Annotated in this window: 18 protein-coding genes; 8 read left to right on the top strand and 10 right to left on the bottom strand. The window is 45.9% G+C overall.

The genetic code is table 11. From position 1 onward, the window contains the following. On the bottom strand, positions 1-938 hold a 938-nt coding region (gene pilM / locus IQR33_RS19105; RefSeq protein ID WP_193843933.1), incomplete at its 3' end, for a type IV pilus biogenesis protein PilM. A 144-nt stretch (positions 939-1,082) separates the two neighbouring features. Between pilM and IQR33_RS19100 the strand changes: the two genes are divergently transcribed. Further along, positions 1,083-3,644: a penicillin-binding protein 1A gene (locus IQR33_RS19100; RefSeq protein WP_025768081.1), complete on the top strand. Its 2,562-nt coding sequence runs from the start codon at positions 1,083-1,085 to the stop codon at positions 3,642-3,644. Positions 3,645-3,697: 53 nt separating this feature from the next. On the opposite strand, the gene oxyR is transcribed toward IQR33_RS19100, so the two are convergent. Then, positions 3,698-4,609 carry a DNA-binding transcriptional regulator OxyR gene (gene oxyR / locus IQR33_RS19095; RefSeq protein ID WP_005381326.1) on the bottom strand — a complete coding sequence of 304 codons (912 nt, stop codon included), beginning with the start codon at positions 4,607-4,609 and terminating at the stop codon, positions 3,698-3,700. Between the two features lie 169 nt (positions 4,610-4,778). Here oxyR and IQR33_RS19090 point away from each other — a divergent pair, with 169 nt between their 5' ends. From IQR33_RS19090 to IQR33_RS19080, 3 genes are all read left to right on the top strand, one after another. Then, a complete protein-coding gene (locus IQR33_RS19090) occupies positions 4,779-5,507 on the top strand; it encodes a redoxin family protein (protein WP_005382781.1) in 729 nt (242 codons plus the stop codon). A 191-nt stretch (positions 5,508-5,698) separates the two neighbouring features. Next, entirely contained in the window at positions 5,699-7,171 is a 1,473-nt protein-coding gene (locus tag IQR33_RS19085) for a dihydrolipoyl dehydrogenase (protein ID WP_086047069.1), read from the top strand. A gap of 372 nt (positions 7,172-7,543) precedes the next feature. Then, positions 7,544-7,825: a DUF3624 domain-containing protein gene (locus tag IQR33_RS19080; RefSeq protein WP_017633527.1), complete on the top strand. Its 282-nt coding sequence runs from the start codon at positions 7,544-7,546 to the stop codon at positions 7,823-7,825. 194 nt (positions 7,826-8,019) lie between these two features. On the opposite strand, the gene argH is transcribed toward IQR33_RS19080, so the two are convergent. From argH to argC, 4 genes are all read right to left on the bottom strand, one after another. Further along, positions 8,020-9,894, bottom strand: coding sequence for an argininosuccinate lyase (gene argH, locus IQR33_RS19075; RefSeq protein WP_193837155.1), 1,875 nt, complete (start codon positions 9,892-9,894; stop codon positions 8,020-8,022). A 242-nt stretch (positions 9,895-10,136) separates the two neighbouring features. Further along, positions 10,137-11,351 (bottom strand): argininosuccinate synthase, encoded by a 1,215-nt coding sequence (locus tag IQR33_RS19070; RefSeq protein WP_005381332.1) that lies wholly within the window; start codon positions 11,349-11,351, stop codon positions 10,137-10,139. A gap of 84 nt (positions 11,352-11,435) precedes the next feature. Further along, complete coding sequence (gene argB / locus IQR33_RS19065; RefSeq protein ID WP_005381333.1) at positions 11,436-12,227, bottom strand: acetylglutamate kinase; 792 nt, start codon at positions 12,225-12,227, stop codon at positions 11,436-11,438. A 21-nt stretch (positions 12,228-12,248) separates the two neighbouring features. Beyond that, positions 12,249-13,253 (bottom strand): N-acetyl-gamma-glutamyl-phosphate reductase, encoded by a 1,005-nt coding sequence (gene argC, locus IQR33_RS19060; protein ID WP_005382790.1) that lies wholly within the window; start codon positions 13,251-13,253, stop codon positions 12,249-12,251. Between the two features lie 144 nt (positions 13,254-13,397). Here argC and argE point away from each other — a divergent pair, with 144 nt between their 5' ends. From argE to IQR33_RS19045, 3 genes are all read left to right on the top strand, one after another. Continuing rightward, a complete protein-coding gene (gene argE, locus IQR33_RS19055; protein WP_054577261.1) occupies positions 13,398-14,534 on the top strand; it encodes an acetylornithine deacetylase in 1,137 nt (378 codons plus the stop codon). Between the two features lie 271 nt (positions 14,535-14,805). After that, on the top strand, positions 14,806-17,439 hold the full coding sequence (gene ppc / locus IQR33_RS19050; RefSeq protein ID WP_005381336.1) for a phosphoenolpyruvate carboxylase: 2,634 nt from the start codon (positions 14,806-14,808) through the stop codon (positions 17,437-17,439). Between the two features lie 425 nt (positions 17,440-17,864). Further along, on the top strand, positions 17,865-18,404 hold the full coding sequence (locus IQR33_RS19045; RefSeq protein ID WP_005382791.1) for a PadR family transcriptional regulator: 540 nt from the start codon (positions 17,865-17,867) through the stop codon (positions 18,402-18,404). 70 nt (positions 18,405-18,474) lie between these two features. On the opposite strand, the gene metF is transcribed toward IQR33_RS19045, so the two are convergent. The 3 genes from metF to IQR33_RS19030 all read right to left on the bottom strand — a co-directional run bounded on the left by metF (position 18,475) and on the right by IQR33_RS19030 (position 23,224). Further along, positions 18,475-19,377 carry a methylenetetrahydrofolate reductase gene (gene metF, locus IQR33_RS19040; protein WP_005381345.1) on the bottom strand — a complete coding sequence of 301 codons (903 nt, stop codon included), beginning with the start codon at positions 19,375-19,377 and terminating at the stop codon, positions 18,475-18,477. Between the two features lie 262 nt (positions 19,378-19,639). Next, a complete protein-coding gene (locus IQR33_RS19035) occupies positions 19,640-22,048 on the bottom strand; it encodes a bifunctional aspartate kinase/homoserine dehydrogenase II (protein WP_017633523.1) in 2,409 nt (802 codons plus the stop codon). A 15-nt stretch (positions 22,049-22,063) separates the two neighbouring features. Beyond that, the gene (locus IQR33_RS19030) at positions 22,064-23,224 is read right to left on the bottom strand and encodes an O-succinylhomoserine (thiol)-lyase (protein WP_017821741.1); all 1,161 of its coding nucleotides are present in this window, start codon (positions 23,222-23,224) and stop codon (positions 22,064-22,066) included. Between the two features lie 225 nt (positions 23,225-23,449). Between IQR33_RS19030 and metJ the strand changes: the two genes are divergently transcribed. Then, complete coding sequence (gene metJ, locus IQR33_RS19025; RefSeq protein WP_005381353.1) at positions 23,450-23,770, top strand: met regulon transcriptional regulator MetJ; 321 nt, start codon at positions 23,450-23,452, stop codon at positions 23,768-23,770. Between the two features lie 113 nt (positions 23,771-23,883). Here metJ and IQR33_RS19020 read toward each other — a convergent pair. Next, a partial coding sequence (locus IQR33_RS19020; RefSeq protein ID WP_322631786.1) for a malic enzyme-like NAD(P)-binding protein occupies positions 23,884-24,688 on the bottom strand: 805 nt, incomplete at its 5' end.

The following is a 24,688-nucleotide window of genomic DNA, read 5'->3' as shown; positions in this document are numbered from 1 at the left end:
CAATCCACAGCACGACGCTTACGCTTAGACACCTTCATCTCAAATAGCCCTAGCGGATTTAGCAATTCACACTCTAACGACAATTGTTGAGACAACTCCTCTGCGAGCATGGGAGTGGAGGCCCCCTCCCCTGATAACCAGATACCCTTGATGTTTTGTGAGCCATTGATTGAGGTATAGAGCTGCATCTGGCGCTTTACTCGCTCTATGATTTGACGGTTAAACAGCTCTGTTTTCTCCTGAGCATCATCGGACAGAAAATCGACTAGAGAAGCGCTGTTTGCTCCGCGTGTGCCGTAAGCAAACTCTTTGTGAAACAGTTCACCTTGTTCGGTAAACATGGTGAAGGAGCTCGATAAGGTGCCAATATCGAGTAAGCAGTATTTGTTTTTGTCAGGAAAGCGATCGGCGGTGAGCTTCCAGATATGACCAAGGCTTTGCGAATGCACGTCCACTAAAACAGGTTTTAGTCCGGACTTTTGTAATGCATCGACTCGGCCTTCTACCACATCTTTTCTTGTCGCAAACACTTGATAGCTATCACTGCCACTCTGCCCGCCCTCAGCGCGAAGACGAACGAAGTCTAAACTCAGCTCTTCGACAGGGAATGGCGATTGATGAGAAAAGGCTTGTATCACTGCAAACTCAACTTCACTCTCTTCAAGATTTTGTTCTATTTGCAGTTTCTTGCTAATTACCGAGTTATCAGGAACTGAGATCGCAACTTTTTTAGCACCAAAAGGCAGTTCTTTTTTTATCTGCTTGAGGGTCTTTACAATTTCTTGATGATTTATGGTGTTATTTTCAGCGACAATACCTTCCTTTAGTAATATTTCTTTGTAACCCAACAGAGCGTAATTGTTGCCTGTGGGTTTAAGTACTACGGCTTTGAGGCTGTTATGGCCTATATCGATGCCGGTAACGATTAGCTTATCCATCTCTTACTCTCGCTCCGAAATTTCTTCGTGCAAAGGTTGTTATTAGCATCCAAATAAGAGTTAATATCTCTTATGTGCTAAATTTTTGACCTAAGAGTACAAGGGTTTGCCGTTACACAGCCTCAACCAATCAGGGATTCTCCGGTGAAGTTCATAAAGCGTTTATTATTTTTAACATTGATTTGCATAATTCTTGGAGTCACCACAATATTTGGCTTCTATCAGTATGTGAAGCCTGAATTGCCAGATGTTGCAACTCTAAAAGACGTTGAATTACAAACACCTATGAAGGTGTTTAGTCAAGACGGGAAGCTGATCGCACAGTTCGGTGAAAAGCGTCGTATTCCTGTTACTTATGACGAAATTCCTCAAGACTTAATTCACGCGCTCATCGCAACCGAAGATAGCCGTTTCTACGAGCATCCTGGTATCGACCCTATCGGCATCACTCGTGCAGCTGTTGTTGTTGCGGTTTCAGGCTCGGCTAAACAGGGTGCAAGTACGATTACGCAACAGCTAGCTCGTAACTTCTTCTTATCTAATGAGAAGAAGATCATGCGTAAGATTAAAGAGATTTTTATTGCTATCCATATTGAGCAGCTTTTAAGTAAGCAAGAAATCATGGAGCTTTATGTCAATAAAATCTTCCTTGGTTACCGCTCATATGGCTTTGGTGCTGCCGCTCAAGTGTATTTTGGTAAGAGCCTTGATGAATTGACGTTAAGTGAGATTGCAACACTCGCTGGTATGCCAAAAGCGCCATCAACCATGAACCCAATTTACTCTCTTGAGCGCGCAACAAAACGCCGTAACGTTGTATTAATGCGAATGCTTGATGAGAAATACATTACACAAGAGCAGTATGACGAAGCACGCAATGAACCTATTGTGGCGCGTTATCATAGCGCTGAAATTGAGCTTTCAGCGCCTTACGTAGCAGAGTTGGCTCGTGCATGGGCAGTAAAAGAGTACGGTGAAGAAGAAGCTTACACCTCTGGCTTGAATATCTACATGACTGTGGATTCTAAACTGCAAGATGCTGCAAATACGTCTGCGGTAAATAACCTCTTGTCATACGATGAACGTCATGGCTACCGTGGTGCAGAAAGTGTGCTTTGGAAAGAAGGGGAAGCAGCCTGGGGCAATGAGCAAATAGAAAAGCACCTGAAGAAACAGCCAACTTATGGTGACCTTTACCCTGCGGTTGTGACGAAAGTCGATGATAAGACGGCGCAAGTATGGGTTAAGAACCATGAAGAGCAAACCATCCCTTGGACTGGAATGCACTGGGCGCGTAAGTACATTACCGATAACCGCCAAGGCTCAACACCAAAGTCAGCGCATGATGTGCTAGCGACAGGTCAACAAGTTTGGGTTCGCGAAGTAAGTGAAACCGATGAAGATGACAACACAACACTGAGCTGGAAACTGAGCCAAGTGCCGACAGCAAACACCGCGTTTGTTGCGATGAACCCAGAAAATGGCGCGATATTGTCGCTGGTTGGTGGTTTCAACTTTGTTCACAGCAAGTTTAACCGTGCAACCATGTCAGTGCGTCAGGTTGGTTCAAGTATCAAGCCTTTCATCTACTCGGCAGCAATTGACAAAGGGCTGACTCTAGCCACTTTGATTAACGATGCGCCGATTAACAAGTGGGATGCAGGTTCTGGTTCAGCTTGGCGACCAAAAAACTCACCACCGACTTATGGTGGTCCAACGCGTCTTCGCCTCGGCTTAGCTCAATCAAAAAACGTCATGGCAGTGCGTACACTCCGTGAAGTTGGCCTCGAGGAGACACGTCAGTACCTTACTCGTTTCGGTTTTGATATTAACCAAGTACCACGCTCAGAGACCATCGCACTCGGAGCTGGCAGCTTAACACCAATGAAAGTGGCACAAGGTTACTCTGTGTTTGCGAACGGTGGTTATTACGTTGAACCATTCTATGTAGAACGCGTGGAAGATGCATTCGGTGAAGTACTGTTTAAAGCCAATCCAAAGAGTGTTTGTCATAAGGATTGTCCGCAAATGAGCGAGCAGCCAGAAAATCGCTACGCTGATGAATTTGGCGAACAAGACGTCGCAATTGATGGCCTAGCAACAGACAATGCCCTTGAAAATGATGAACCTCAATATGCACCGCAAGTTATCTCTGAACAGAATGCATTCTTAATGCGTGAGATGATGTACAGCAACATTTGGGGTGGCGGTAACTGGCGTGAAGGCACAGGTTGGAATGGTACAGGCTGGCGCGCGCAAAAACTTGGTCGTCGTGATATCGGGGGTAAAACGGGTACAACGAATGATTCCAAGGATGCTTGGTACAATGGCTATGGACCTGGTGTCGTTGCGATAGCTTGGGTTGGCTTTGATGATCATTCACGTGCACTTGGCCGCACCACTGTTAACAGCAACCTAGGGCAAGGCCAAATTTCTGGTGCCGAGTCGGGTGCGAAAACCGCAGAGCCTGCTTGGATTGACTTCATGCGTGTTGCGCTAGAAGGGACGCCGGAGCAAGGTAAAAATATTCCAGAGGATATTATTCGAGTTCGTATTGATCGCAACAGCGGTATGCTAACGCACAAAGTAGATAGCACATCAATGTTCGAATACTTTGAAAAAGGCACGGAGCCTACCGAATACGCTGGCGACCGTTTAGAAGATAGTATTTATTCTTCAGGCTCTGGCGCAGAAGAACTGTTCTAAATCACAAAAGCACAAGGGAGAGCATCAAGCTCTCCCTTTTTTATGTCTGCTTCTTATGCTGCAGCATTCAATGATGGATAAGAAGCCAACACCTCTTTAATCTTCGCTGCTAAAGCTTCAAACCTAGCTCGTAATGGTGAGCCCGGACGATATACGAGAACGATATTACGCGAGGGTGTTGGGTTAACAGCTGGTACGTAGCATACGCCATCTTTTTGCTTCTCATTAGGGATAGAAAGCTGAGGCAATAACGTAATCCCCGCACCGGCAGCAACCATATTGCGTAACGTCTCCAAGCTGGTGGCTTTAAAACGCTCATCGTCTTTTGCACCAGCGGCAAAACAAAAACCTAACGCTTGATCTCTCAGACAGTGGCCGTCTCCCAACGCTAAAACGGTTTTACCATTCAGCTCCAACATATCAACATGGTCGAGAGAGGCCCACTCGTGGTCACATGGCACTGCGACACTTAATGGCTCTTGATACACTTCGATCTCTTTAAATGGCGCAGTTTCATCAACCGAAGCTAAAACTAAGCAATCTAGTTTGCCTTCTTCCAATTGACGCACTAATTGATGTGTTTGAGCTTCGTGCAGAAATAGCTCCAGCTCAGGAAATGCTTCTTTTATCTGCGGCAGAATTTTGGGTAGTAGATAAGGCCCAACCGTCGGGATGAAACCAATATGCATCGGTCCAGTCATGGCTCCGCTTTGACCGCTTGCCATATCTCTGAAGGTTTTCACTTCACTTAAGATGCGCTTAGCCTGCTCCACCAGCTGTAACCCTGAATCGGTAAACAAAACACGTCGGCTGCTTCGCTCTAAAAGCGTGGTCCCGAGTTCGTCCTCTAGTTTACGAATTTGCCCACTCAATGTTGGCTGGCTAACAAAACATGCCTCTGCCGCTTTGCGAAAGTGCTTATGTTCCGCAAGTGCAACTAAGTACTCAAAATCTCGAATATTCATACTTCACGCTTCGCTTCTTTAACAATAGCTAATACCTATCAAAACCATAACACCAAACGATTAGAGCTATCAAAGGATTTTTACAATAATGGGCTCAACAAAACGAAACAGAGCGACGAAAAACGCTAAGCTCTATACGCATAATTTAAAATAGTTAAAGGAAATCATTATGTTTGTATCTAAAGAAGGTCAACAAGTCCCTCAAGTTACTTTTCCAGTTCGTCAAGGTGACTCTTGGGTGAATGTAACGACCGATGAGCTATTTAAAGGTAAGACCGTTATCGTATTTAGCTTACCGGGTGCATTTACTCCAACCTGTTCATCAAGCCATCTACCTCGTTACAACGAATTGTTCCCTGTATTTAAAGAGCACGGAGTGGATGAGATTATTTGTGTCTCGGTCAATGATACGTTCGTGATGAATGCATGGAAACAAGACCAAGAAGCAGAAAACATTACCTTCATCCCGGATGGTAATGGTGAATTCACCGATGGCATGGGTATGTTAGTGGATAAAAACGACATCGGCTTTGGCAAACGTTCATGGCGTTACAGCATGCTAGTAAAAGATGGCGTAGTGGAAAAAATGTTCATTGAGCCAAACGAACCAGGCGACCCATTCAAGGTGTCAGACGCAGATACGATGCTGAACTACATAGCGCCTGACTACAAAACGCAAGAATCCATCACTGTGTTCACTAAACCAGGCTGCCCTTTCTGTATGAAAGCGAAACAAAATCTGATTGACCACGGTCTTCAATATGAAGAAGTGATTCTGGGTAAAGACGCAACAACAGTTAGTCTACGAGCTATATCTGGTCGCACGACTGTTCCACAAGTTTTTATCGGTGGCAAGCACATCGGCGGTAGCGAAGAGCTAGAAGCGTATCTAGGCTAAGCTGTCCATAGCCTACACCCTCGGTCTCCGGTGCCTTTTGGCTCGGAGGCCAACCCTAAACCACTTCTTCTACTAGTCTAGATAAGTAGTCATCTGCCAATAAGGTGACTACTTATCCAGATTCAACTATCCAATTCACTCTCCAAGCTCAATGTAGCTAGCTTGGCTTAAAACAAAAGCGAGAGTTCACGATGAAACAAGTTAATGTCGACGTAGCGATTATTGGTGGCGGGACGGCTGGTCTTGGTGCTTATCGAGCAGCAAAAGCTCATACCAACAGCGTGGTAATGATTGAGGGCGGTCCCTACGGAACAACCTGTGCTCGTGTCGGATGCATGCCGTCTAAGCTGTTAATTGCGGCAGCAGAAAGTGTTCATCAAATCGAAAAAGCACCTGGATTTGGGATACACCCGCAAGGTGAAGTACTAATTAACGGACGAGAAGTTATGGATCGTGTAAAGCGCGAACGCGATCGTTTTGTTGGCTTTGTGCTTGAAAGTGTCGATGATATTCCCGCTGAAGACAAACTATCGGGCTACGCGAAGTTTGCCGGTGACCACACTCTCATCATAGATGATCATACTCAGGTCACCGCACAGCGCATTGTTATTGCGACAGGATCTCGTCCAGCATATCCGGCAGCTTGGAATGAACTGGGTGATCGCCTAGTGATTAACGATGATGTATTTGACTGGGATGACTTACCAGAGTCCGTGGCAGTATTTGGCCCAGGAGTCATCGGCCTTGAATTGGGTCAGGCTTTACACCGCCTAGGAGTAAACGTGAAGCTCTTTGGCATTGGAGGACAAGTGGGCCCACTGACAGACCCAGAGGTGATGGCGTATGCAGATAAAGCCTTTAAGGAAGAGTTCTACCTTGATGCAGATGTAAAAGTCGAAAGCATGAAACGCATTGCTTCGTCAGACAATGACGGCGAAGACAAGGTCGAAATCCAATTCATCAACCATGATGGCGAATTAGAAACTTTCGTTGTCGATTACGTATTGGCTGCAACGGGTCGTCGTCCAAACGTAGATAAGCTGACGATCGAGAACACCAATGTGGCGCTCGATGAACGTGGCGTACCAACGGCGGATCACTATACATTGCAAACTTCGGTAGAGAGCATCTTCATCGCAGGTGATGCAAGTAACCAAATTCCACTGCTGCACGAAGCCGCTGACCAAGGCCGTATTGCTGGAGACAACGCAGGCCGTTTCCCAGATATTCGTGCGGGTCTGCGTCGCTCACCAATTTCAGCCGTGTTCTCCGACCCTCAAATTGCTATGGTTGGCGAAACATATAAACAACTAGAAACACGTCTAGGCACATGTGGATGTTTCGCAACCGGTGAAGTCTCGTTTGAAAATCAAGGACGTTCGCGCGTCATGCTTCGTAATAAAGGCATTCTGCATGTCTACGGAGAGCAAGGCACTGGACGTTTTTTAGGTGCAGAAATGATGGGCCCGAATGCAGAGCATCTTGCTCACCTTTTAGCATGGGCGCACCAAAATAGGATGACGATTTCTGAGATGTTAGATATGCCCTTCTATCACCCAGTGATTGAAGAAGGCGTCCGCACCGCTCTACGTGATTTGAATGCAAAACTACACTTAGGGCCAGAAATGGTGAAACATTGTCTTGACTGCGGCCCTGGCTGCTAACGCTTTCAGGCTTCTATCTAAATATAAAGCAAAGCCTCGTCATCAACGAGGCTTTGCTTTACTACTTCGGTGCAATGAAATCTCTCTTACGCTGCCATCATTGCATAGCGGCTGACCATACAAATCGCGACAACACCGATCATAAAGAACCCACCAGCGATACTCAGCGCAAGTTTCAACTCTGTCGACATCATTATATTTCCTGTTAAAGACTGACAGCGCACCATACATCAATTACGTGCCACAAAGCTTTTACAAAGCTAACTTTCCATTTTTGGTTGTGTCATGGCGATCTAAGCCCGTGTAAGAAACGCTTTCCACCATTTAGTTAGATATATAATCTGAAGCAACACTAATGGTTTGGAAAACACTATGACTTGTCGCCGCTGCGAAGAACATTGGTTTTGGAAAAAACTTGGACGTTGCCAACGATGCTTGGATCAATTGACGGTACTTTCTGTACTGTGTTGGATTGTATGGTGGTTTACGCTCAAAGATGATCCACAAAGCATCGAGTCGATCGCTTTGATCTTTGCCGGCTTCGCTTTCAACGTTTTGTTGTTTTTACACTTATGGATGCGTTTTGTCATCTTGCCTTGGCAGCGTCGACGGGGACAAAAAAAGGCGAATAAAAAAGAGAAAAGTGACAGATAGAAAAAAGCCCCAAAACCAATGTCAGTTCTGGGGCTCTCTTAGATTCTTCTAAGAAAAAGCAGTGGTACTTTAATAGACCGGGCTTCCTCTCAAAGGTTCCAAATTTTTTCGATTTTTTTAGCGAATACTGATGTAAGTAAACAGGAAAATGACTATGTCATTGAATGCTAATAAAATCACTCCACAACTTCAGTTCATGCCACATGCGTTTTTTGGATCACTTGCTCCATTAAATTGATCTCAAGCGCTACCTCATCACATGCATGTTGACGTGGGCACTGATCGCAATCTTTCAGAACTTTCTCCGGCAGTAATGACTTCGATGTCGGTAAAAAGCTTTGCTTCATAAAGAACTCAGGCGTTCGCGTTAGAACAAAGACTTTCTTGATCGCCATCTGGCGCGCTTTCTCAACCAAATAGTTCACAATCGCACTGCCCTGCCCTTGGCCTTGCCAGCCCGCTTCGATACCAAGAGAGCGTATTTCAGCCAACCCTGAGTCATACACATATAGAGAAGCGCAACCCGTCACTTCACCATGATGCTCAGCCACCGCGAAAGAGCCAATATCTCTCACGAGCTCATTACGAGAGCGCGGAAGATTCTCACCAAGGTTCGCCCAGTAAGCAACCATACCTTCCAACGTTTCAATGTCCGTCAAACGTGCAGGACGCACTTTCACCGCCGAGCTGTCACGCTGGCTCAGGCGCTTATCCGCTTGTTCTACCGCGTAAGCGACCTGGTGAGGCGAAACCCCCCCCAAAGCACAACGCTTTTCCAAACACGAATCGATAGTCAGAATGTCATACACATCCGCTTCAATGACTTCTGAGAAGGCTTTTAACTCTTCGATAGACAGCTCTTCTAGCGCACAACCTTTAGCAATAGCACCAACGACCGCGACACCGACGATGTGGTGAGCTTCACGGAATGGGATGCCTTTCGCCACTAGGTAATCAGCTAACTCCGTCGAGTTTGCGTAACCTTGTTTCGCCGCTTCTAGTGTGCGCTCGCCATTCACTTTAATACCGTCAAAACACAGAGCTGCCATTTCCATGCAGTCGTTCCATGTATCTAAAGCGTCAAACAACCCTTCTTTATCTTCCTGCATGTCTTTGTTGTACGCCAATGGCAAAGCTTTAACTGTCATCATCATGCTCGATAATGCGCCATAGACACGCCCTGTCTTACCACGGATCAACTCAAGTGCATCTGGGTTTTTCTTCTGTGGCATTAATGACGAACCAGATGTCACCGTATCCGCTAACTCAATGAAGTTTGACTCGCCTGAATTGTAGAAGATCATATCTTCTGCAAGACGAGAAAGGTGCAGCATAGAAATCGACGCCACCGACATCAGTTCCATCACATGATCACGATCTGAAACCGAATCGAGTGAATTACGCGTAGCACGGTGGAAACCGAGATTATGTGCTAATTGTTCGCGATCAATCGGATAAGCCGTTCCCGCTAACGCACCCGAGCCAAGTGGACAAGTGTCGAGACGCTGTAAGGCATCATTCAGACGAGAGTAGTCACGCTCGAACATTTCAACATAAGCCAAGCACCAGTGAGCAAAGGTTACAGGTTGAGCACGCTGAAGATGAGTATAGCCTGGCAATACGGTGCCTTGGTGCTGTTTAGCAACATGGACCATTTGTGCTTGTAGGCGATCTAAAGCAATCAATAATTGCTGACCTTGCTGACGACACCAAAGTTTCAAGTCTGTGGCGACTTGGTCATTCCGAGAACGCCCAGTGTGGAGTTTTTTACCTAAATCTCCCACTTTACTGATTAGCTGCTGTTCAACCCAAGAGTGGATATCTTCTGCATCAGAGCGAAGAATTTGGTGAGGGTCTTCCATCACTTCTAACTTCAGCTCATTTAAAGAAAGTTCCAGTTTTTGCTGTTCTTCTGCCGATAGCACATCAACAGAAAGCAGAGCTTTAGACCATGCGATTGAACCTACGATGTCTTGCTCAGCCAATCGGTAGTCAAAACGCAACGAATCATTGAACTCTTTAAATCTGGTGTCTGCCGCTTGGGTAAATCTTCCGCCCCATAATGCCATTGCGTCTCTCCTGATGACTATTGCTTACTCTAACGTTCTCGAATGAGTAGTAACCAATTTGATGGTCATTTGCTCACTTTTTCTTATGGGTCAACGTTACGGCAATTTCGATAAAAAATAAAGTATAAATTCAATATTTTTACATATATATTCAAGACAAATTTAGGTACCCGCTTTTAGAAACCAAAAGACCCGCCTATAAATGGCGGGTCTTTATTCAATCCAAGATGGATGTTAAGGGATTATTTCTTCTGGCTGTTCAATGCACGAATACGGCTTGATAGCGAGTAAAGACGGATGAACCCACCTGCATGGCTTTGGTCGTAAACTTCATCTTCACCAAAAGTCGCGAACTCTTCTGAATACAAGCTGTTGTCAGAACGTTTTTGCGTCACTGTCGCTTGACCTTTGTAGAGCTTAACAACCACTTCACCGTTAACGTCTTGCGCTAGCTCTTCTGAAGCGGCAAGGATCGATTTACATAGTGGCGTAAACCAACGGCCATCGTATACAAGGTGAGACGCTTTTAGACCTAGCTCCTCACGGAATTCGAATGATGATTTGTCTAGCACAAGCTGCTCTACAGCACGCAGCGCTTCCATCATGATGGTGCCTCCCGGTGTTTCATAACAACCACGAGACTTCATCCCAACAAGACGGTTTTCCACGATATCGATACGGCCAACACCGTGCTTAGCGCCCTTCTCGTTTAGGTAAACCAGTGCGTTATATGGTGTCATCACTTCACCATCAACTTCGACCACTTCACCTTTTTCTACTTTCAGCGTGACGTATTCCGCTTCATTTGGCGCTTGCTCTGGGTCGACAGTCCACACCCAGCAGTCTTCGTTTGGTGCGTTCCACGTATCTTCTAAAACGCCGCCTTCCGTCGAAATGTGCCATGCGTTTGCATCACGTGAATAGATCTTAGTAAGAGACGCAGAGCAAGGAATATTACGCTCAGCTAGGTAATCCAAACACTCTTCACGGCTCACTAGGTCCCACTCACGCCAAGGTGCAATCACTTGTAAGTCCGGTGCTAGTGCTGCGAATGCGCCTTCAAAACGTACTTGGTCGTTACCTTTACCTGTACAGCCATGACACAGAGCGTCCGCGCCCACTTTACGTGCCACTTCAACCTGCGCTTTGGCAATGATTGGACGCGCCATTGATGTACCTAGCAGGTACTTACCTTCGTAGTACGCGCCGGTTTTTAGCGTTGGGTAAATGTAGTCTGCGACCATTTCTTCTTTCAAGTCCGCGATGTAACACTCAGAAGCACCAGAGGCTTTTGCTTTCGCTTCAATGCCTTCTAGCTCTTCGGCACCTTGACCAACATCGGCAACGAAAGCCACTACTTCACAGTCGTAGTTCTCTTTTAGCCACGGGATAATTACTGAAGTATCTAGACCGCCTGAGTATGCGACTACCACTTTATTTACGTTCACTTTGCTCATGTTTTTTCTCCAAACTTAACTGGCGCTGCGCTCGGCGGTCAGTGCCAACTACGACTTCCTAATATTGAATTCTTTTGCTGATGCTTATTGAGGCAAGAATTGAGTACCAATACTTTCACCAGCGAATAACTGTGCTAATTTTTCTGGGTAACGCCAGGTCGCGACTTCAATTGGACGGCCAAGATCATTGGCGGCCTCCAAAGCAGCTTTAACTTTGACGATCATGCCATCGGTGATCACATGTCCATCGATCAACGAGTTAGCTTGCTGCTCTGACAGGGTTTTGATCAAATGGCCTTTTCCATCTAATACACCACTCACGTCTGATAACAGGACTAACTCCGCATCTAATGCGCCCGCAACCGCGACTGCTGCTTGATCAGCATTCACATTCATCATCTGGCCATCTTTGGTTAAACCAATTGAACTGATGATCGGCAGTGCACCTGTGTTTAGCACCGCTTGTAATAGTGCTGAGTCACCCGGTGATGCTTTGCCTACCGCGCCGAGTTCTGGGTCAAGTTCTTCAACAAGACACAAACCACCATCCGCAAGGCTAAGGCCCACAGCGTTAAGACCGTCCGCAATCGCTTGACCTTGAAGTAACTTATTCGCAGTGCCTGCAAGCGCGCCTGCAATCACAGGAATTTGATCGTAAGGCGTTACGCGTAAACCGTTTTTCTTAACGGTTTCAAGCTGAAGCTTTGCCATCAACTCATCAACTAGGTAGCCACCGCCATGAACGATGGCGATTTGTCGCTGTGCCGATTTTTGGTAAGCCGCAATGGCGCCAAAAAGTTGGCTTAAGGTTTGAGTGCATGATAGAGCTGCACCACCTAGCTTAATGACTAAAGGAGCTTGATTGGTTTGCGTCATCGCATTTCCCTCTTTCAACGACTACAGCAACGCTGTCAGTTCTGGGTAACCGTAATGAATATTGAGACATTGCATCGCTTGACTCGATGCACCTTTAAGTAGGTTGTCGATAGCTGAAATCACAATGATGTGTTCGCCTTGTACCTTCCAGCCGATATCACAGAAAGGGGTATTTTCGACATCCTGAATACGTGGAATACCGTCGCCTTTAAGACGCACCGCAGGCTTGCCTTGATAAGCTTGTTCAAACGCCTGTGCCACTTGTGCTTCTGTCACACCTTGCGCAAGCTTCATGGTGATAGTGGCAAGAATGCCGCGTTTAAAGTTGCCGAGGTGCGGAGTAAAAATCACATCGCAACCCAAGTGCTGAGCAATCTCTGGCTGGTGACGATGGTTAAATACACCATAAGGTTGCAAGCTCACTTCACAGAAGCTGTTAACCATGGAGGCTTTACGCCCTGCACCTGATACACCACTGGTTGCGTTGATCACTGGCCATTGGTTGGTATCGAGCAACGCATGTTCTAATAAAGGTTTGATTGCAAGCTGTGAAGCGGTTGGGTAGCAACCTGCTACTGCAATCAAAGGAGTGGTTTTTATTGATTCTTGGTTCCACTCTGCTAAGCCGTATGCTGCTTTATCTAGCCAGTTGTTATGTTGATGTTCGAAGCCATAAAAAGTGTCGTAAAAGCCTTCACTTTTCACACGGAATGCACCCGATAAATCGAATACCTGACAGCCTGCCTCCAAGAAAGTTGGGGCTAAATCATGGCTGACTTCGTGAGCCGTTGCCAAAAACACCACGTCCGATTCTTGAGCGATTTGCAGTGGATCCGTTAGTGGTAAAACTGGCATATCAATGATGCCCGCTAGCTTACCGTGCAGCTGCGCGATGCTCTTTCCCGCATCAACACTGTTGGCGGAAACGTATAAACCTGATAGCGTGAGTTGTGGGTGTTTATTAACCATTAACGCTAACTCTGCGCCGGTGTAACCGCTGGCTCCAATAATCGTGGTTTTTAGCATTGTGTGACATCCATATACTTAAAGGCTCAAATGACTATTCATATTTAATTTTTGCTTTATTTTGATTTTTTATTCATCAAATATGATTTAATATGTGTTTTACATTTTTGTGGTCTGTCTGTCAACAGGAGATTTGAAGAATCCATGCAATTACCAACTTTTCTAGAGGTCTATGAAGGACTCATCAGCACCTCTTCTATCAGCTCCACGGATCCGAGCTGGGATCAGGGCAATGCAAAAGTCATCGAAAAACTCGCATCTTGGTTTAAAGATCTGGGTTTTAGCGTTGAAGTGATCGAAGTCGAGCCAGGCAAGCACAATATGATCGCACGTATGGGTGAGGGTGAAGGTGGCCTTTTACTTGCTGGCCATAGCGATACCGTGCCATTCGATCAAGGGCGATGGAATTTTGATCCGCATAAACTGACGGAAAAAGACAACCGCTTCTACGGTTTAGGCACAGCAGACATGAAAGGCTTTTTCGCCTTTATTTATGAAGCAGTGAAGAAAGTCGATTGGAGCAAGCAGAGCAAACCACTTTACGTATTAGCCACTTGTGACGAAGAGACCACCATGTTGGGCGCGCGACATTTCACAGCAAACGCCCCATTTAAGCCGGATTACTGCATCATTGGTGAACCCACCAGCCTTGTGCCAATTCGAGGTCATAAAGGGCATGTGGCAAATGCCATTCGCGTAACAGGCAAGTCCGGTCATTCATCGGACCCAGCGCTTGGCGTTAACGCTATTGAGATCATGCATGAAGTCATGTTCGCCATGATGCAACTGCGTGACAAATTGATTAAAGAATATCACCATCCGGGTTTTGCCATTCCAAGCCCTACCCTAAACCTTGGACACATTCACGGTGGTGACAGCGCTAACCGTATTTGTGGTTGCTGTGAGCTGCATTACGACGTGCGTCCTCTTCCTGGCATTAGCCTTGATGGTTTAGAGAACATGTTGCGCGGAGCATTAAAAGAAGTCGAAGCGAAATGGCCAGGGAGACTGGAGATTATTCCATTGCATGAGCCTATTCCGGGTTACGAATGCCAACATGACCACCCATTTATTGGTGGTGTTGAAGAGATTTGCCAAACTAGTTCAGAAACCGTGAACTACTGTACTGAAGCACCATTTCTACAGCAGTTGTGTCCAACCTTGGTGCTCGGCCCTGGGTCAATCGACCAAGCCCATCAACCGGATGAGTTTCTATCCTTCGACTTTATCGCCCCCACAATTGATGTGCTTTCAAAGGCGATGGTCAAGTACTGCTGTTAATACGCGTTTAAGCTCAAAGTCTGTGCAGCTCGATTGAGCTGCATCTTTTTATCTTCACAATTTAGCGCTAGTCTTAACACTTATTTAACTTGTTATTTTGTAATTAATTTTCACTTTTTACTCTATGGCTGCCGTAAATTTGCTCTAAATCAGGAGACAGCGGAATAATTGCAAACTTAGTCTGCTTTATTTGACTATAACTGGTGCTTTTCGCTAGATTGGAGTCTTAACAAGGACAATGGATGTAGTTTTTTTACGAGGCAGGACGACAATGAACGAGAAATACGCCGCACTCAAAAGTAATGTGCGCATGTTAGGCCACTTATTGGGTAACACCATTCGCGATGCCCATGGCGAAGAAATCTTCGAGAAAGTGGAAACCATTCGTAAATTATCCAAATCAGCTCAAGCAGGGAATCAAGCAGACAGGGACAGCTTGATCGAAGAAATCAAACATCTACCTGATGAGCAGCTAACGCCCGTTACTCGCGCGTTTAACCAATTTCTAAACCTCACCAATATCGCTGAGCAATACCACACGATTTCACGCCATTGTGAAGAGCACATTTGCGAACCAGACGCGATTAACTCGCTGTTTTCTAAACTGGTACAAAACGATGTGAGCAAACTGGACACTGCCCAAGCGGTTCGTGATCTGAATATTGAATTGGTATTGACGGCTCACCCAACAGAAATTACGCGCCGCACGATGATCAACAAACTGGTCAAGATAAACGAGTGCTTATCAAAGTTGGAGCTAAGCGATCTTTCTTCTAAAGAGCGCAGAAAAACCGAACGCCGCCTAGAGCAACTGATTGCCCAAGGCTGGCATTCAGACGTGATTCGACAACAACGCCCTACTCCGTTGGATGAAGCAAAGTGGGGCTTTGCGGTCGTTGAAAACTCTCTATGGGAAGCAGTACCGGACTTCCTACGTGAGATGAATGACCGTCTAAAATCTTACCTTGGAGAAGGTTTACCCATTGATGCTCGCCCAGTGCACTTCTCCTCTTGGATGGGCGGTGACCGTGACGGTAACCCGTTTGTTACTCACAACGTTACGCGTGAAGTCTTACTATTGTCTCGTTGGAAAGCCGCCGATCTTTATCTCAATGACATCAACGAGTTGATCAGCGAGCTGTCTATGACAGTTTCAAACGATCAAGTCCGTGAACTTGCTGGCGAAGATCAGCACGAACCATACCGTGCGATCCTGAAGCAATTACGCACTCTGCTCAATGAAACCAAAGATATTCTCGATGCTAAGATCCACGGTCAAAAGCTGGCTGTTAAAGCACCACTGCAAAAAGTCGAGCAACTTTGGGAACCGCTGTATGCCTGCTACCAGTCACTAAACGAATGTGGCATGGGTGTAATAGCCAACGGCTCACTACTGGATACACTACGCCGCGTAAAAGCATTTGGTATCCATCTTGTACGTCTTGATATCCGCCAAGAGAGCACGCGTCACTCAGACGTCTTGTCTGAACTAACTCGCTACTTAGGTATTGGTGATTACGAACAATGGAGTGAGCAAGATAAGATTGCTTTTCTAACTAACGAGCTTGCATCTAAACGTCCGCTTCTCCCTCGTGATTGGGAACCGTCTGAACCCGTCAAAGAGGTTTTGGATACCTGCAAGATTGTTGCAGCACAACCGCGTGAAGCGTTTGGCGCTTACGTTATTTCAATGGCACGTACCGCCTCTGACGTACTAGCCGTTCATCTACTGCTACAAGAAGCGGGTTGCCCTTACCGCATGGATGTGTGTCCTCTGTTCGAAACGCTAGACGATTTGAACAACGCAGAATCGGTCATCAAGCAGCTTATGGGGATTGACCTTTACCGTGGTTTTATCCAAAACCACCAGATGGTCATGATTGGTTACTCTGACTCAGCGAAAGATGCAGGTGTTATGTCTGCTGGTTGGGCTCAGTATCATGCGATGGAATCGTTAGTTAAAGTGGCTGAGGAAGAAGGCGTTGAGCTAACTCTATTCCATGGTCGTGGGGGCACAGTCGGTCGCGGTGGTGCACCTGCGCATGCTGCGCTTTTGTCGCAACCACCAAAAAGCTTGAAAGGCGGTTTACGTGTAACAGAACAAGGCGAGATGATCCGCTTTAAACTGGGGCTCCCAGATGTCGCAGTAAACAGCTTTAACCTATACGCAAGTGCGATTCTGGAGGCCAACTTGTTACCGCCACCAGAGCCAAAACAAGAATGGCGCGACTTGATGGAAGTGCTATCAGAAGTAAGCTGTGAGTCTTACCGAAATGTGGTTCGTGGCGAGCCAGATTTCGTGCCTTACTTCCGCCAAGCAACACCAGAACTCGAACTCGGCAAGTTGCCACTTGGTTCTCGTCCTGCAAAACGCAACCCTAAGGGCGGAGTAGAAAGCTTACGTGCAATCCCGTGGATCTTCTCATGGAGTCAAAACCGTTTGGTACTTCCTGCATGGCTAGGCGCAGGTGAAGCGATTCAATACTCGATCGATAAAGGCCACCAAGCATTGCTCGAAGAGATGTGCCGCGAATGGCCATTTTTCTCAACTCGTCTCGGCATGCTGGAAATGGTGTACTCGAAGTGTAATATTGATATCTCTCGCTACTACGATGAGCGATTGGTGGATGAGTCGCTCCGTCCACTCGGTGAAAAGCTTCGTGCTCAGCTTCAAGAAGACATCAAAGCGGTACTGAATGTAGAGAACAATGAAAACTTGATGCAGCATGACCCTTGGGGACTCGAGTCGATTCGCTTACGCAATATCTACGTTGAGCCATTGAATATGCTACAAGCAGAGCTACTATACCGCACGCGTCAAACCGAAGAAGCTTCTGCAAACTTGGAAGAAGCGTTGATGGTGACGATTGCTGGTATTGCTGCTGGTATGCGCAACACAGGCTAATCGTTTCATTTTTAATAAAAAGCTGGGCAAATGCTCAGCTTTTTTTTATCACAGGATAATCGCAACAAAACAAAAGCAGTTAAATACACCACTAGAGACCCAAAAAATACCAAAATAAAAGAATAAAAAACCACAAGTTAACACTATTGATTATTATGTTAGTTTTTTAGGGTAATTTTGTCCTACTATTCCACTTCATGCTTATTATTTATATACTACTTGCCTGCTGAGAGCTCATAAATCCAATCATACCTGCTCCAGCCTTGATGGGACTCCCCATCTCTCTAGGTGATAAACGGCTTTAAGGTGACAGGACCAACATTGTTGGTGCTACTTATACATTAAAAAACTCAAGTGCCAGTAAGAGCGCAGCTGAAAGTATAAGTAGCTTGTTTACAAGTTTATTGACCATTTGGATTGAAGACATGTCATTACCACACGTAATCTTAACTGTTCTTAGCACTCGCGACGCAACCGGTTACGATATCACTAAAGAATTCTCTGCTAGCATCGGTTACTTCTGGAAAGCAAGCCACCAACAGGTGTACCGTGAACTCAACAAAATGGCTGAGAAAGAACTGGTTACTTGCGTATTAGAACCCCAAGAAGGCAAACCAGACCGCAAGGTTTACTCCATTACAGACGCTGGTCGCAGCGCTTTAGGAGAGTGGTTTGATCAACCAACTGCACACCCAACAGTTCGTGATGAGTTTTCAGCGAAATTGATGGCATGTGCCGTTCAACCTGCAGCTCCATTCCGTGACCAACTCGCCGAGCTAGTTGAAGAGTCTCGCAAACTGGTTTCTCACTACAAAGAAATTGAAGCGGCTTACTACGCAACGCCGTCAACTTTAGATAAACAAGCTCGCCTAGAACGTCTAACGCTTCGCCGTAACCTTCTGTTACGTGAAACTTGGATCACTTGGGCAGAAGAAGTTCTAACTGAACTTGAAGTGATTGGTTAAACTCCTTTTGCTTTGATAAAACGAAAAAGGCTTGCCACTTGGCAAGCCTTTTATCTTTTTGAAACCAGATTTACGCACCGACTACTGCGCGAGGACGAACACCCAACGTATGGCATAACGCGTAAGTCATCTCTGCACGGTTTAGTGTGTAGAAGTGAAAGTCCTTAACCCCTTCACGACTCAGTACACGCACCATATCAATAGCTTGGCTAGCTCCTACAAGCTGGCGAGTCACCGGATCATCATCCAAACCATCGAATTGTTTGCTCATCCATCCTGGTACTTTCACGTTGTTCTGTGCCGCAAAGCGAGAAGCTTGCTTAAAGTTCGATACAGGCAAAATTCCTGGCACAATTTCTACGTCAATTCCTGCTGCGACACAACGGTCACGGAATCGCAGGTAAGACTCAACGTCAAAAAAGAACTGAGTAATAGCACGGTTTGCACCTGCATCTACCTTACGTTTTAGGTTCAATAAGTCAGACTGAGCGCTTTTAGCTTCAGGGTGAACCTCAGGGAATGCAGCAACGGAGATATCGAAATCGTGGCGTGATTTCAGCAGCTCAACCAAATCCGAGGCATACATATCAGGCGCACCGCCACCTGGAGGAATATCACCACGCAGAGCGACGATATTTTCAATACCATTGTTCCAATAATCATCGGCAATATTAATCAACTCTTCACGAGTCGCATCAATACAAGTGAGATGGGGAGCGGCAACCAATCCGGTTGTTGCTTTAATTTCTTTAATGATGGAGTGTGTTCTGTCACGCTCGCCGGAGTTCGCACCGTAAGTCACAGAAACAAATTTAGGTTGAAGCGTTTTAAGACGGTGCACTGAATTCCAAAGTGTTTCTTCCATCTTAGCGCTGCTTGGCGGAAAAAACTCAAACGATACATTGATGTTATCTGATAACTCAGCAATATTCTGGTTCAAGGCGTCGATATGGCCTGCGTGCGTATATCCCATCTTACTCTCCCTGCGGCACTCCGCCACGAAAACAAATCCTTAAAATCGACGTTTAGACGTCTATATGTCTACAGAATGTATTGAATACGATTTAATGTCAACCTTGTAATTATGAATTTTTCTCAAGTTAATAATGAAGATAGTTCAAGTTTCTACTTGAGCATCATCTCACCATTTTGCACGGGTTATGACTTCAGTATGGCACTGATAGGGGAATAAAAAACCCTGGATTAATTCCAGGGTTTTTAGGTCAATCGCAACTTTAAAATAAACCAGCCAATCGGTTGAGGTCGGATTGAATAGCGCCGGCTGTCACTTCTCTGCCTGCGCCTGGTCCTCGAATGACCAGAGGGTTATCTTTGTACCACTTGCTCTCTATGGCAAAAATGTTATCGCATGGCAATAAGTTGGCGAGCGCGTGCTCACGAGATAACGCTTCGACTCCCACCGTTGCTTTACCATTTTTTTCTAAACGCGCCACATAGCGAAGCACTTGATCGTTTCTCTGTGCTTTTGTCAGACGCTCTTGAAGTATTTCACTCAACAATGCTCCATTATCGAAGAAATCATCTAAGCTCAGTTCTCTTAATTCTTCTGGCACCAAAGACTCAACTTTAACGCTGTCTGGTTCTATATCTAGGCCCGATTCTCGAGCCAAGATGACTAACTTACGCATTACATCGGAGCCATCTAAATCAGAACGAGGGTCAGGTTCGGTTAACCCTTGCTGCCAAGCAAGATCGACTAAATCATTAAATGGCACAGAACCATCAAACTGTTGGAACAGCCATGATAACGTCCCCGAGAAAATCCCCGATAGAGCGACGATTTCATCCCCACTTTCACGAAGATCTCGCACGGTATGGTTTATCGGTAACCCAGCACCAACCGTTGCGTTGTATAGCCAATGACGACCAATTTTAGCGAATGCATCTTGAACCTGATGGTAGTACTGACTATCTGCGGAACCGGCCACTTTGTTAGCGGAAATCAAATGAATGCCTTGCTGTGCGATTTCTACGTAGCGCTGAGCTAACTCTTTACTCGCGGTAACATCAAGCACGACGGCTTCATCATAGCTTTTAAGTGCTCCCAAACGTGCCAGCCAATCCCCATTGTTTGCTATGCTTTCATCATCAAATCGTTCAGCAACACTCGCCGCCTCAATACCTTGCTCATCGAACCAATAGGTTTGGCTATCCACAACCGCGACAAGATCAAAGCTCATACCATGACGTTTTTCGAGCTCACTTTTTTGCGTCGCAAATAAATTTAACCAACTAGAACCAATATTACCCTTGCCACATAAAGCCACTGCCACGCGTTTTTGCGCTTGGAACAACTGGCTATGAATCGTTTGAACCAACGCCTCGGTATCAGTACGGCGCAAAACAGCGACTAGGCTCAGTCCTGAGTCTGTTTCAGAGATAAATTCTACCGGAGAGTGCTTTAGCTTCTGATAAAAGCCAAAGCAATGATTGGCGTTTTTCGTAACGCCTGCACCTACCGCAGCTAAGAGCGAGTAACCTTCTTTTAGCTTAATTTCTGCCTCTACCGCAAGCTCTTGCAAGTGTTTCAATGCACCACCGGCGATTTCTGCGGTGTAAGCCAAGCGTAGCGTGTGCTGATCGGATTGAGCTTCAAATGCCAGTGGCTCTAATTGCGCGCGCTGCAACGCTTGTAATACATCACTCTGTGTTTTTTCGAAGTCGTGCCCATGCATGAAAGACAACTGCACCAATAAAACATCATCCAGTGAAGTAATAATTTTAGCGCCACGACCAGATGCCAATACACGCTCAATACGAGTAGAACCCGACTCTGGCAGATAGCTACACTTGAGATTAAGGTCCATGGTACTTTGCGCCACAGGCTGAAGCGTACGACTGTGTAGCACTGGGGCAGCTAAGCGAGCAAGTTCACTGGCTTCATCCAATCGAAGTAACGGTAATAAACAAGCGTCAGACACCAAACGTGGATCGGCACTATAAACACCAGCAACATCACTCCAAATCGTGACAGTACTGACTTCAGCAAGCGCGCCTATGACCGTTGCAGAATAGTCAGAGCCGTTACGACCAAGTAGAATGGTTTCTCCTGCCTCGTTCTGAGCCATAAAGCCAGTAATTACCACACGTTTATGGTTATGCTGCGCGAGGATCTCTTTAATTAAAGGGTATGAACGAGCGCGATCAACCTCTGGTTGAGTTCCCGCTTCTGCACGTAAAAACGCTCGTGCATCTTGTGCAACCGCAGGGATAGAACGTTGAGATAATAACGCGGCCAATAGGCGAGCAGACCATACTTCTCCGTGCCCCAGTACCGCGGCTTTTTGCGCATTAGTGAGTGGTGCAGTCAGCTCCGAGAGAGTACTGAACTCATCATGTAATAAAGCTAACAGCTCTTCTTTTGCTTCACTCTCCAACAAGCTTTCTATTAGCTCAGTTTGAAACTGTCTTAAGCTTTGAAGCGCTTCATGCGCAATTCGGCCATCTTTATTTAACCCTTCCAAAAACTCAATCAAGCGGTTAGTGGTTTTTCCTGCGGCTGAGACGACCACAAGATCATTTTCTGTCGAATACTCCTTGAGAATACCCACAACGCGTAAGTAGCATTCTGGGTTTGCTAAGCTACTGCCACCAAACTTATGCAGCTGACGTTGTACAGTCATTGTTATCGTCTCCTATTACTGGGTAGCTTTAGCGAACGCTTGTTCTAAATCTGTGATGAGGTCTTGTGCATCTTCCAAACCGACAGACAAACGCAATAGTTGATGAGAGACCCCAGCCTCCGCCAGCGCCTCCTCACCCATTGCACGGTGCGTCATGGATGCCGGGTGGCAAATCAAACTTTCTACACCACCTAATGATTCAGCTAATGAAAACAGTTGGAGCTCTTTCACAAACACCTTTAACTGCTCAAACGAACCAGCAAACTCAAAACTCAACATAGAGCCAAAGCCCGTTTGCTGCTTTTTAGCGATGTCATGACCTGGATGTTCCGGCAGGCTTGGATGATAGATAGTTTTAACTAACGCTTGTTTCTGTAGGTAAGCCAGTACCTGCTGTGAGCTCTCTTCATGTACTTTCATACGAGCACCAAGCGTACGAATACCTCGCAGTGTCATGTAACTATCGAAAGGTGTGCCCGTTGCACCAATACAATTGCCCCACCATGCAAGCTCTTCTGCATGCGCTTCTGTGTTGGTGATGATTACCCCACCAATTACGTCCGAATGACCGTTGATGTACTTTGTTGTGGAGTGGATAACAAAATCCGCACCTAGCTCTAAAGGTTTTTGGTACACGGGTGTCAAAAAGGTATTGTCCACCGCAACTAACGCGCCGACTTGTTTCGCTTTTTCACAGGTAGCTGCAATATCCACTACGCGAACCAGAGGGTTTGACGGAGTTTCTAGCAAAATGAGTTTTGGTTTTTGTGCCAATGCAGCATCTAAAGCCTGTTCGTCTGATTGATCGACAAACTGAACCTTAAAATCGCCTTTGCTAGCTCGAGTATTAAAAAGACGATAGGTGCCGCCATAACAATCGTGAGGAGCAATAATGAGATCATCTGGGCCGAGAAAAGCGGAAACCCATAAATTTAATGCCGACGTACCGCAGTTAGTAACAACCGCTCCTTTTCCAGACTCAAGTTCAGATAGCGCACTTTCCAACAGTCCGCGGTTTGGATTACCAGATCGTGTGTAATCATACTTGGGCACTTCACCAAAAGCAGGAAAACCATAGTTAGTGGAAAGATAAATAGGTGGAACGACAGCATGATATTGGCTGTCTGATTCAATACCAGTGCGTACTGCAATGGTCGCAGGTTTGCGAGTGCTCATGGGTGTATCCTTTCACGGGTAATGACTTCTAAATAGGAATGCGCTATATCTAATGAGTAACATAAAGTGATCAACACGCTTCCTTTGCTGTTATGTTCACTTTACTCGTCAAAAAATGAGACGTCAACACTTCTAGACGTCTATATGTCTTTGCTTATGGCGGTAAATGCAGCTAAAATCAGCACCTAAATTATTTTTAACCGATTACATAAATGAAGGTGTGCAATGGCTGACTGGAATGGCGAATACATTAGCCCATATGCAGAGCACGGCAAAAAAAGCGAACAAGTAAAAAAAATTACCGTCTCTATCCCGCTAAAAGTTTTAAAGGTGCTAACTGATGAGCGTACTCGCCGTCAGATCAATAACTTACGCCATGCAACCAATAGCGAACTGCTATGCGAGGCATTTTTGCACGCGTACACAGGTCAGCCACTTCCGACAGATGAAGACCTTCGTAAAGACCGTCCTGATGATATTCCAACAGAAGTAAAAGCGCTGATGACGGAAATGGGCATCGAATTTGAGTCATTCGACGAAGAATAAAAAAGCCTGATAAGAGGTTTCAGGTAATAACTCTTGCCTCGAGCCAAATGAATGACATAAAAAATGGGACGCAATAGCGTCCCATTTTTTATGTATCACATCTGAAAGATATATTACTCTGCCATGTAGTTTTCAGGCATCTCGATACGAGCTACACCTGAATTAACCGCCGCCTGAGCAACCGCTTTTGCAACACGTGGTAGCAAGCGTGAATCCATTGGTTTTGGAATAATATAGTCCGCACCAAACTCTAGCTTATCAACACCTGCAGCCTTCAATACGGCTTCAGGTACAGGCTCTTTTGCTAGCTCACGAATCGCCTCAACGGCTGCAAGTTTCATTTCATCATTGATTTCACTTGCACGCACATCAAGAGCACCGCGGAAAATGAATGGGAAACACAATACGTTGTTAACTTGGTTAGGATAATCACTACGGCCAGTACCCATGATCAAGTCATCACGAACTGCGTGAGCAAGTTCCGGCTTGATTTCAGGATCCGGGTTAGAACATGCGAATACGATTGGCTTATCTGCCATCAACTTCAACGCTTCCGCTGGCAATAGGTTTGGACCAGATACACCTAGGAACAGATCTGCACCTTCAATCACGTCTTCTAGTGTGCGCTTATCTGTATTGTTCGCAAATAGCTGCTTATATTCATTAAGATCATCACGACGAGTGTGAATCACACCTTTGCGATCTAGCATGTAGATTTTTTCGCGCATTGCGCCGCATTTGATCAGAAGCTCCATACACGCTACAGCGGCAGCGCCAGCGCCAAGACAAACAATTGTTGAATCTTCAAGTTTCTTACCTTGAAGTTCGATTGCATTCAGCATACCCGCTGCCGTTACAATAGCAGTACCATGTTGATCATCGTGGAATACTGGTACATCACAACGTTCAATCAGACGC

The sequence above is a fragment of the Vibrio sp. OPT46 genome, assembly GCF_015163535.1.
GTDB lineage: Bacteria > Pseudomonadota > Gammaproteobacteria > Enterobacterales > Vibrionaceae > Vibrio > Vibrio alginolyticus.
Note: the sequence above shows the minus strand (reverse complement) of the source record. Positions and strands in the feature narration are given on the sequence as shown.

Excerpts from the sequence above, each read along its gene's own strand:
- IQR33_RS19035 (WP_017633523.1), bottom strand. The coding sequence starts at position 22,048 with ATGACTGTACAACGTCAGCTGCATAAGTTTGGTGGCAGTAGCTTAGCA.
- IQR33_RS19045 (WP_005382791.1), top strand. The coding sequence starts at position 17,865 with ATGTCATTACCACACGTAATCTTAACTGTTCTTAGCACTCGCGACGCA.
- metJ (WP_005381353.1), top strand. The coding sequence starts at position 23,450 with ATGGCTGACTGGAATGGCGAATACATTAGCCCATATGCAGAGCACGGC.
- metF (WP_005381345.1), bottom strand. The coding sequence starts at position 19,377 with ATGGGATATACGCACGCAGGCCATATCGACGCCTTGAACCAGAATATT.
- IQR33_RS19030 (WP_017821741.1), bottom strand. The coding sequence starts at position 23,224 with ATGAGCACTCGCAAACCTGCGACCATTGCAGTACGCACTGGTATTGAA.
- ppc (WP_005381336.1), top strand. The coding sequence starts at position 14,806 with ATGAACGAGAAATACGCCGCACTCAAAAGTAATGTGCGCATGTTAGGC.
- argH (WP_193837155.1), bottom strand. The coding sequence starts at position 9,894 with ATGGCATTATGGGGCGGAAGATTTACCCAAGCGGCAGACACCAGATTT.
- IQR33_RS19085 (WP_086047069.1), top strand. The coding sequence starts at position 5,699 with ATGAAACAAGTTAATGTCGACGTAGCGATTATTGGTGGCGGGACGGCT.
- argB (WP_005381333.1), bottom strand. The coding sequence starts at position 12,227 with ATGACGCAAACCAATCAAGCTCCTTTAGTCATTAAGCTAGGTGGTGCA.
- argC (WP_005382790.1), bottom strand. The coding sequence starts at position 13,253 with ATGCTAAAAACCACGATTATTGGAGCCAGCGGTTACACCGGCGCAGAG.
- IQR33_RS19090 (WP_005382781.1), top strand. The coding sequence starts at position 4,779 with ATGTTTGTATCTAAAGAAGGTCAACAAGTCCCTCAAGTTACTTTTCCA.
- IQR33_RS19080 (WP_017633527.1), top strand. The coding sequence starts at position 7,544 with ATGACTTGTCGCCGCTGCGAAGAACATTGGTTTTGGAAAAAACTTGGA.
- IQR33_RS19070 (WP_005381332.1), bottom strand. The coding sequence starts at position 11,351 with ATGAGCAAAGTGAACGTAAATAAAGTGGTAGTCGCATACTCAGGCGGT.
- oxyR (WP_005381326.1), bottom strand. The coding sequence starts at position 4,609 with ATGAATATTCGAGATTTTGAGTACTTAGTTGCACTTGCGGAACATAAG.
- argE (WP_054577261.1), top strand. The coding sequence starts at position 13,398 with ATGCAATTACCAACTTTTCTAGAGGTCTATGAAGGACTCATCAGCACC.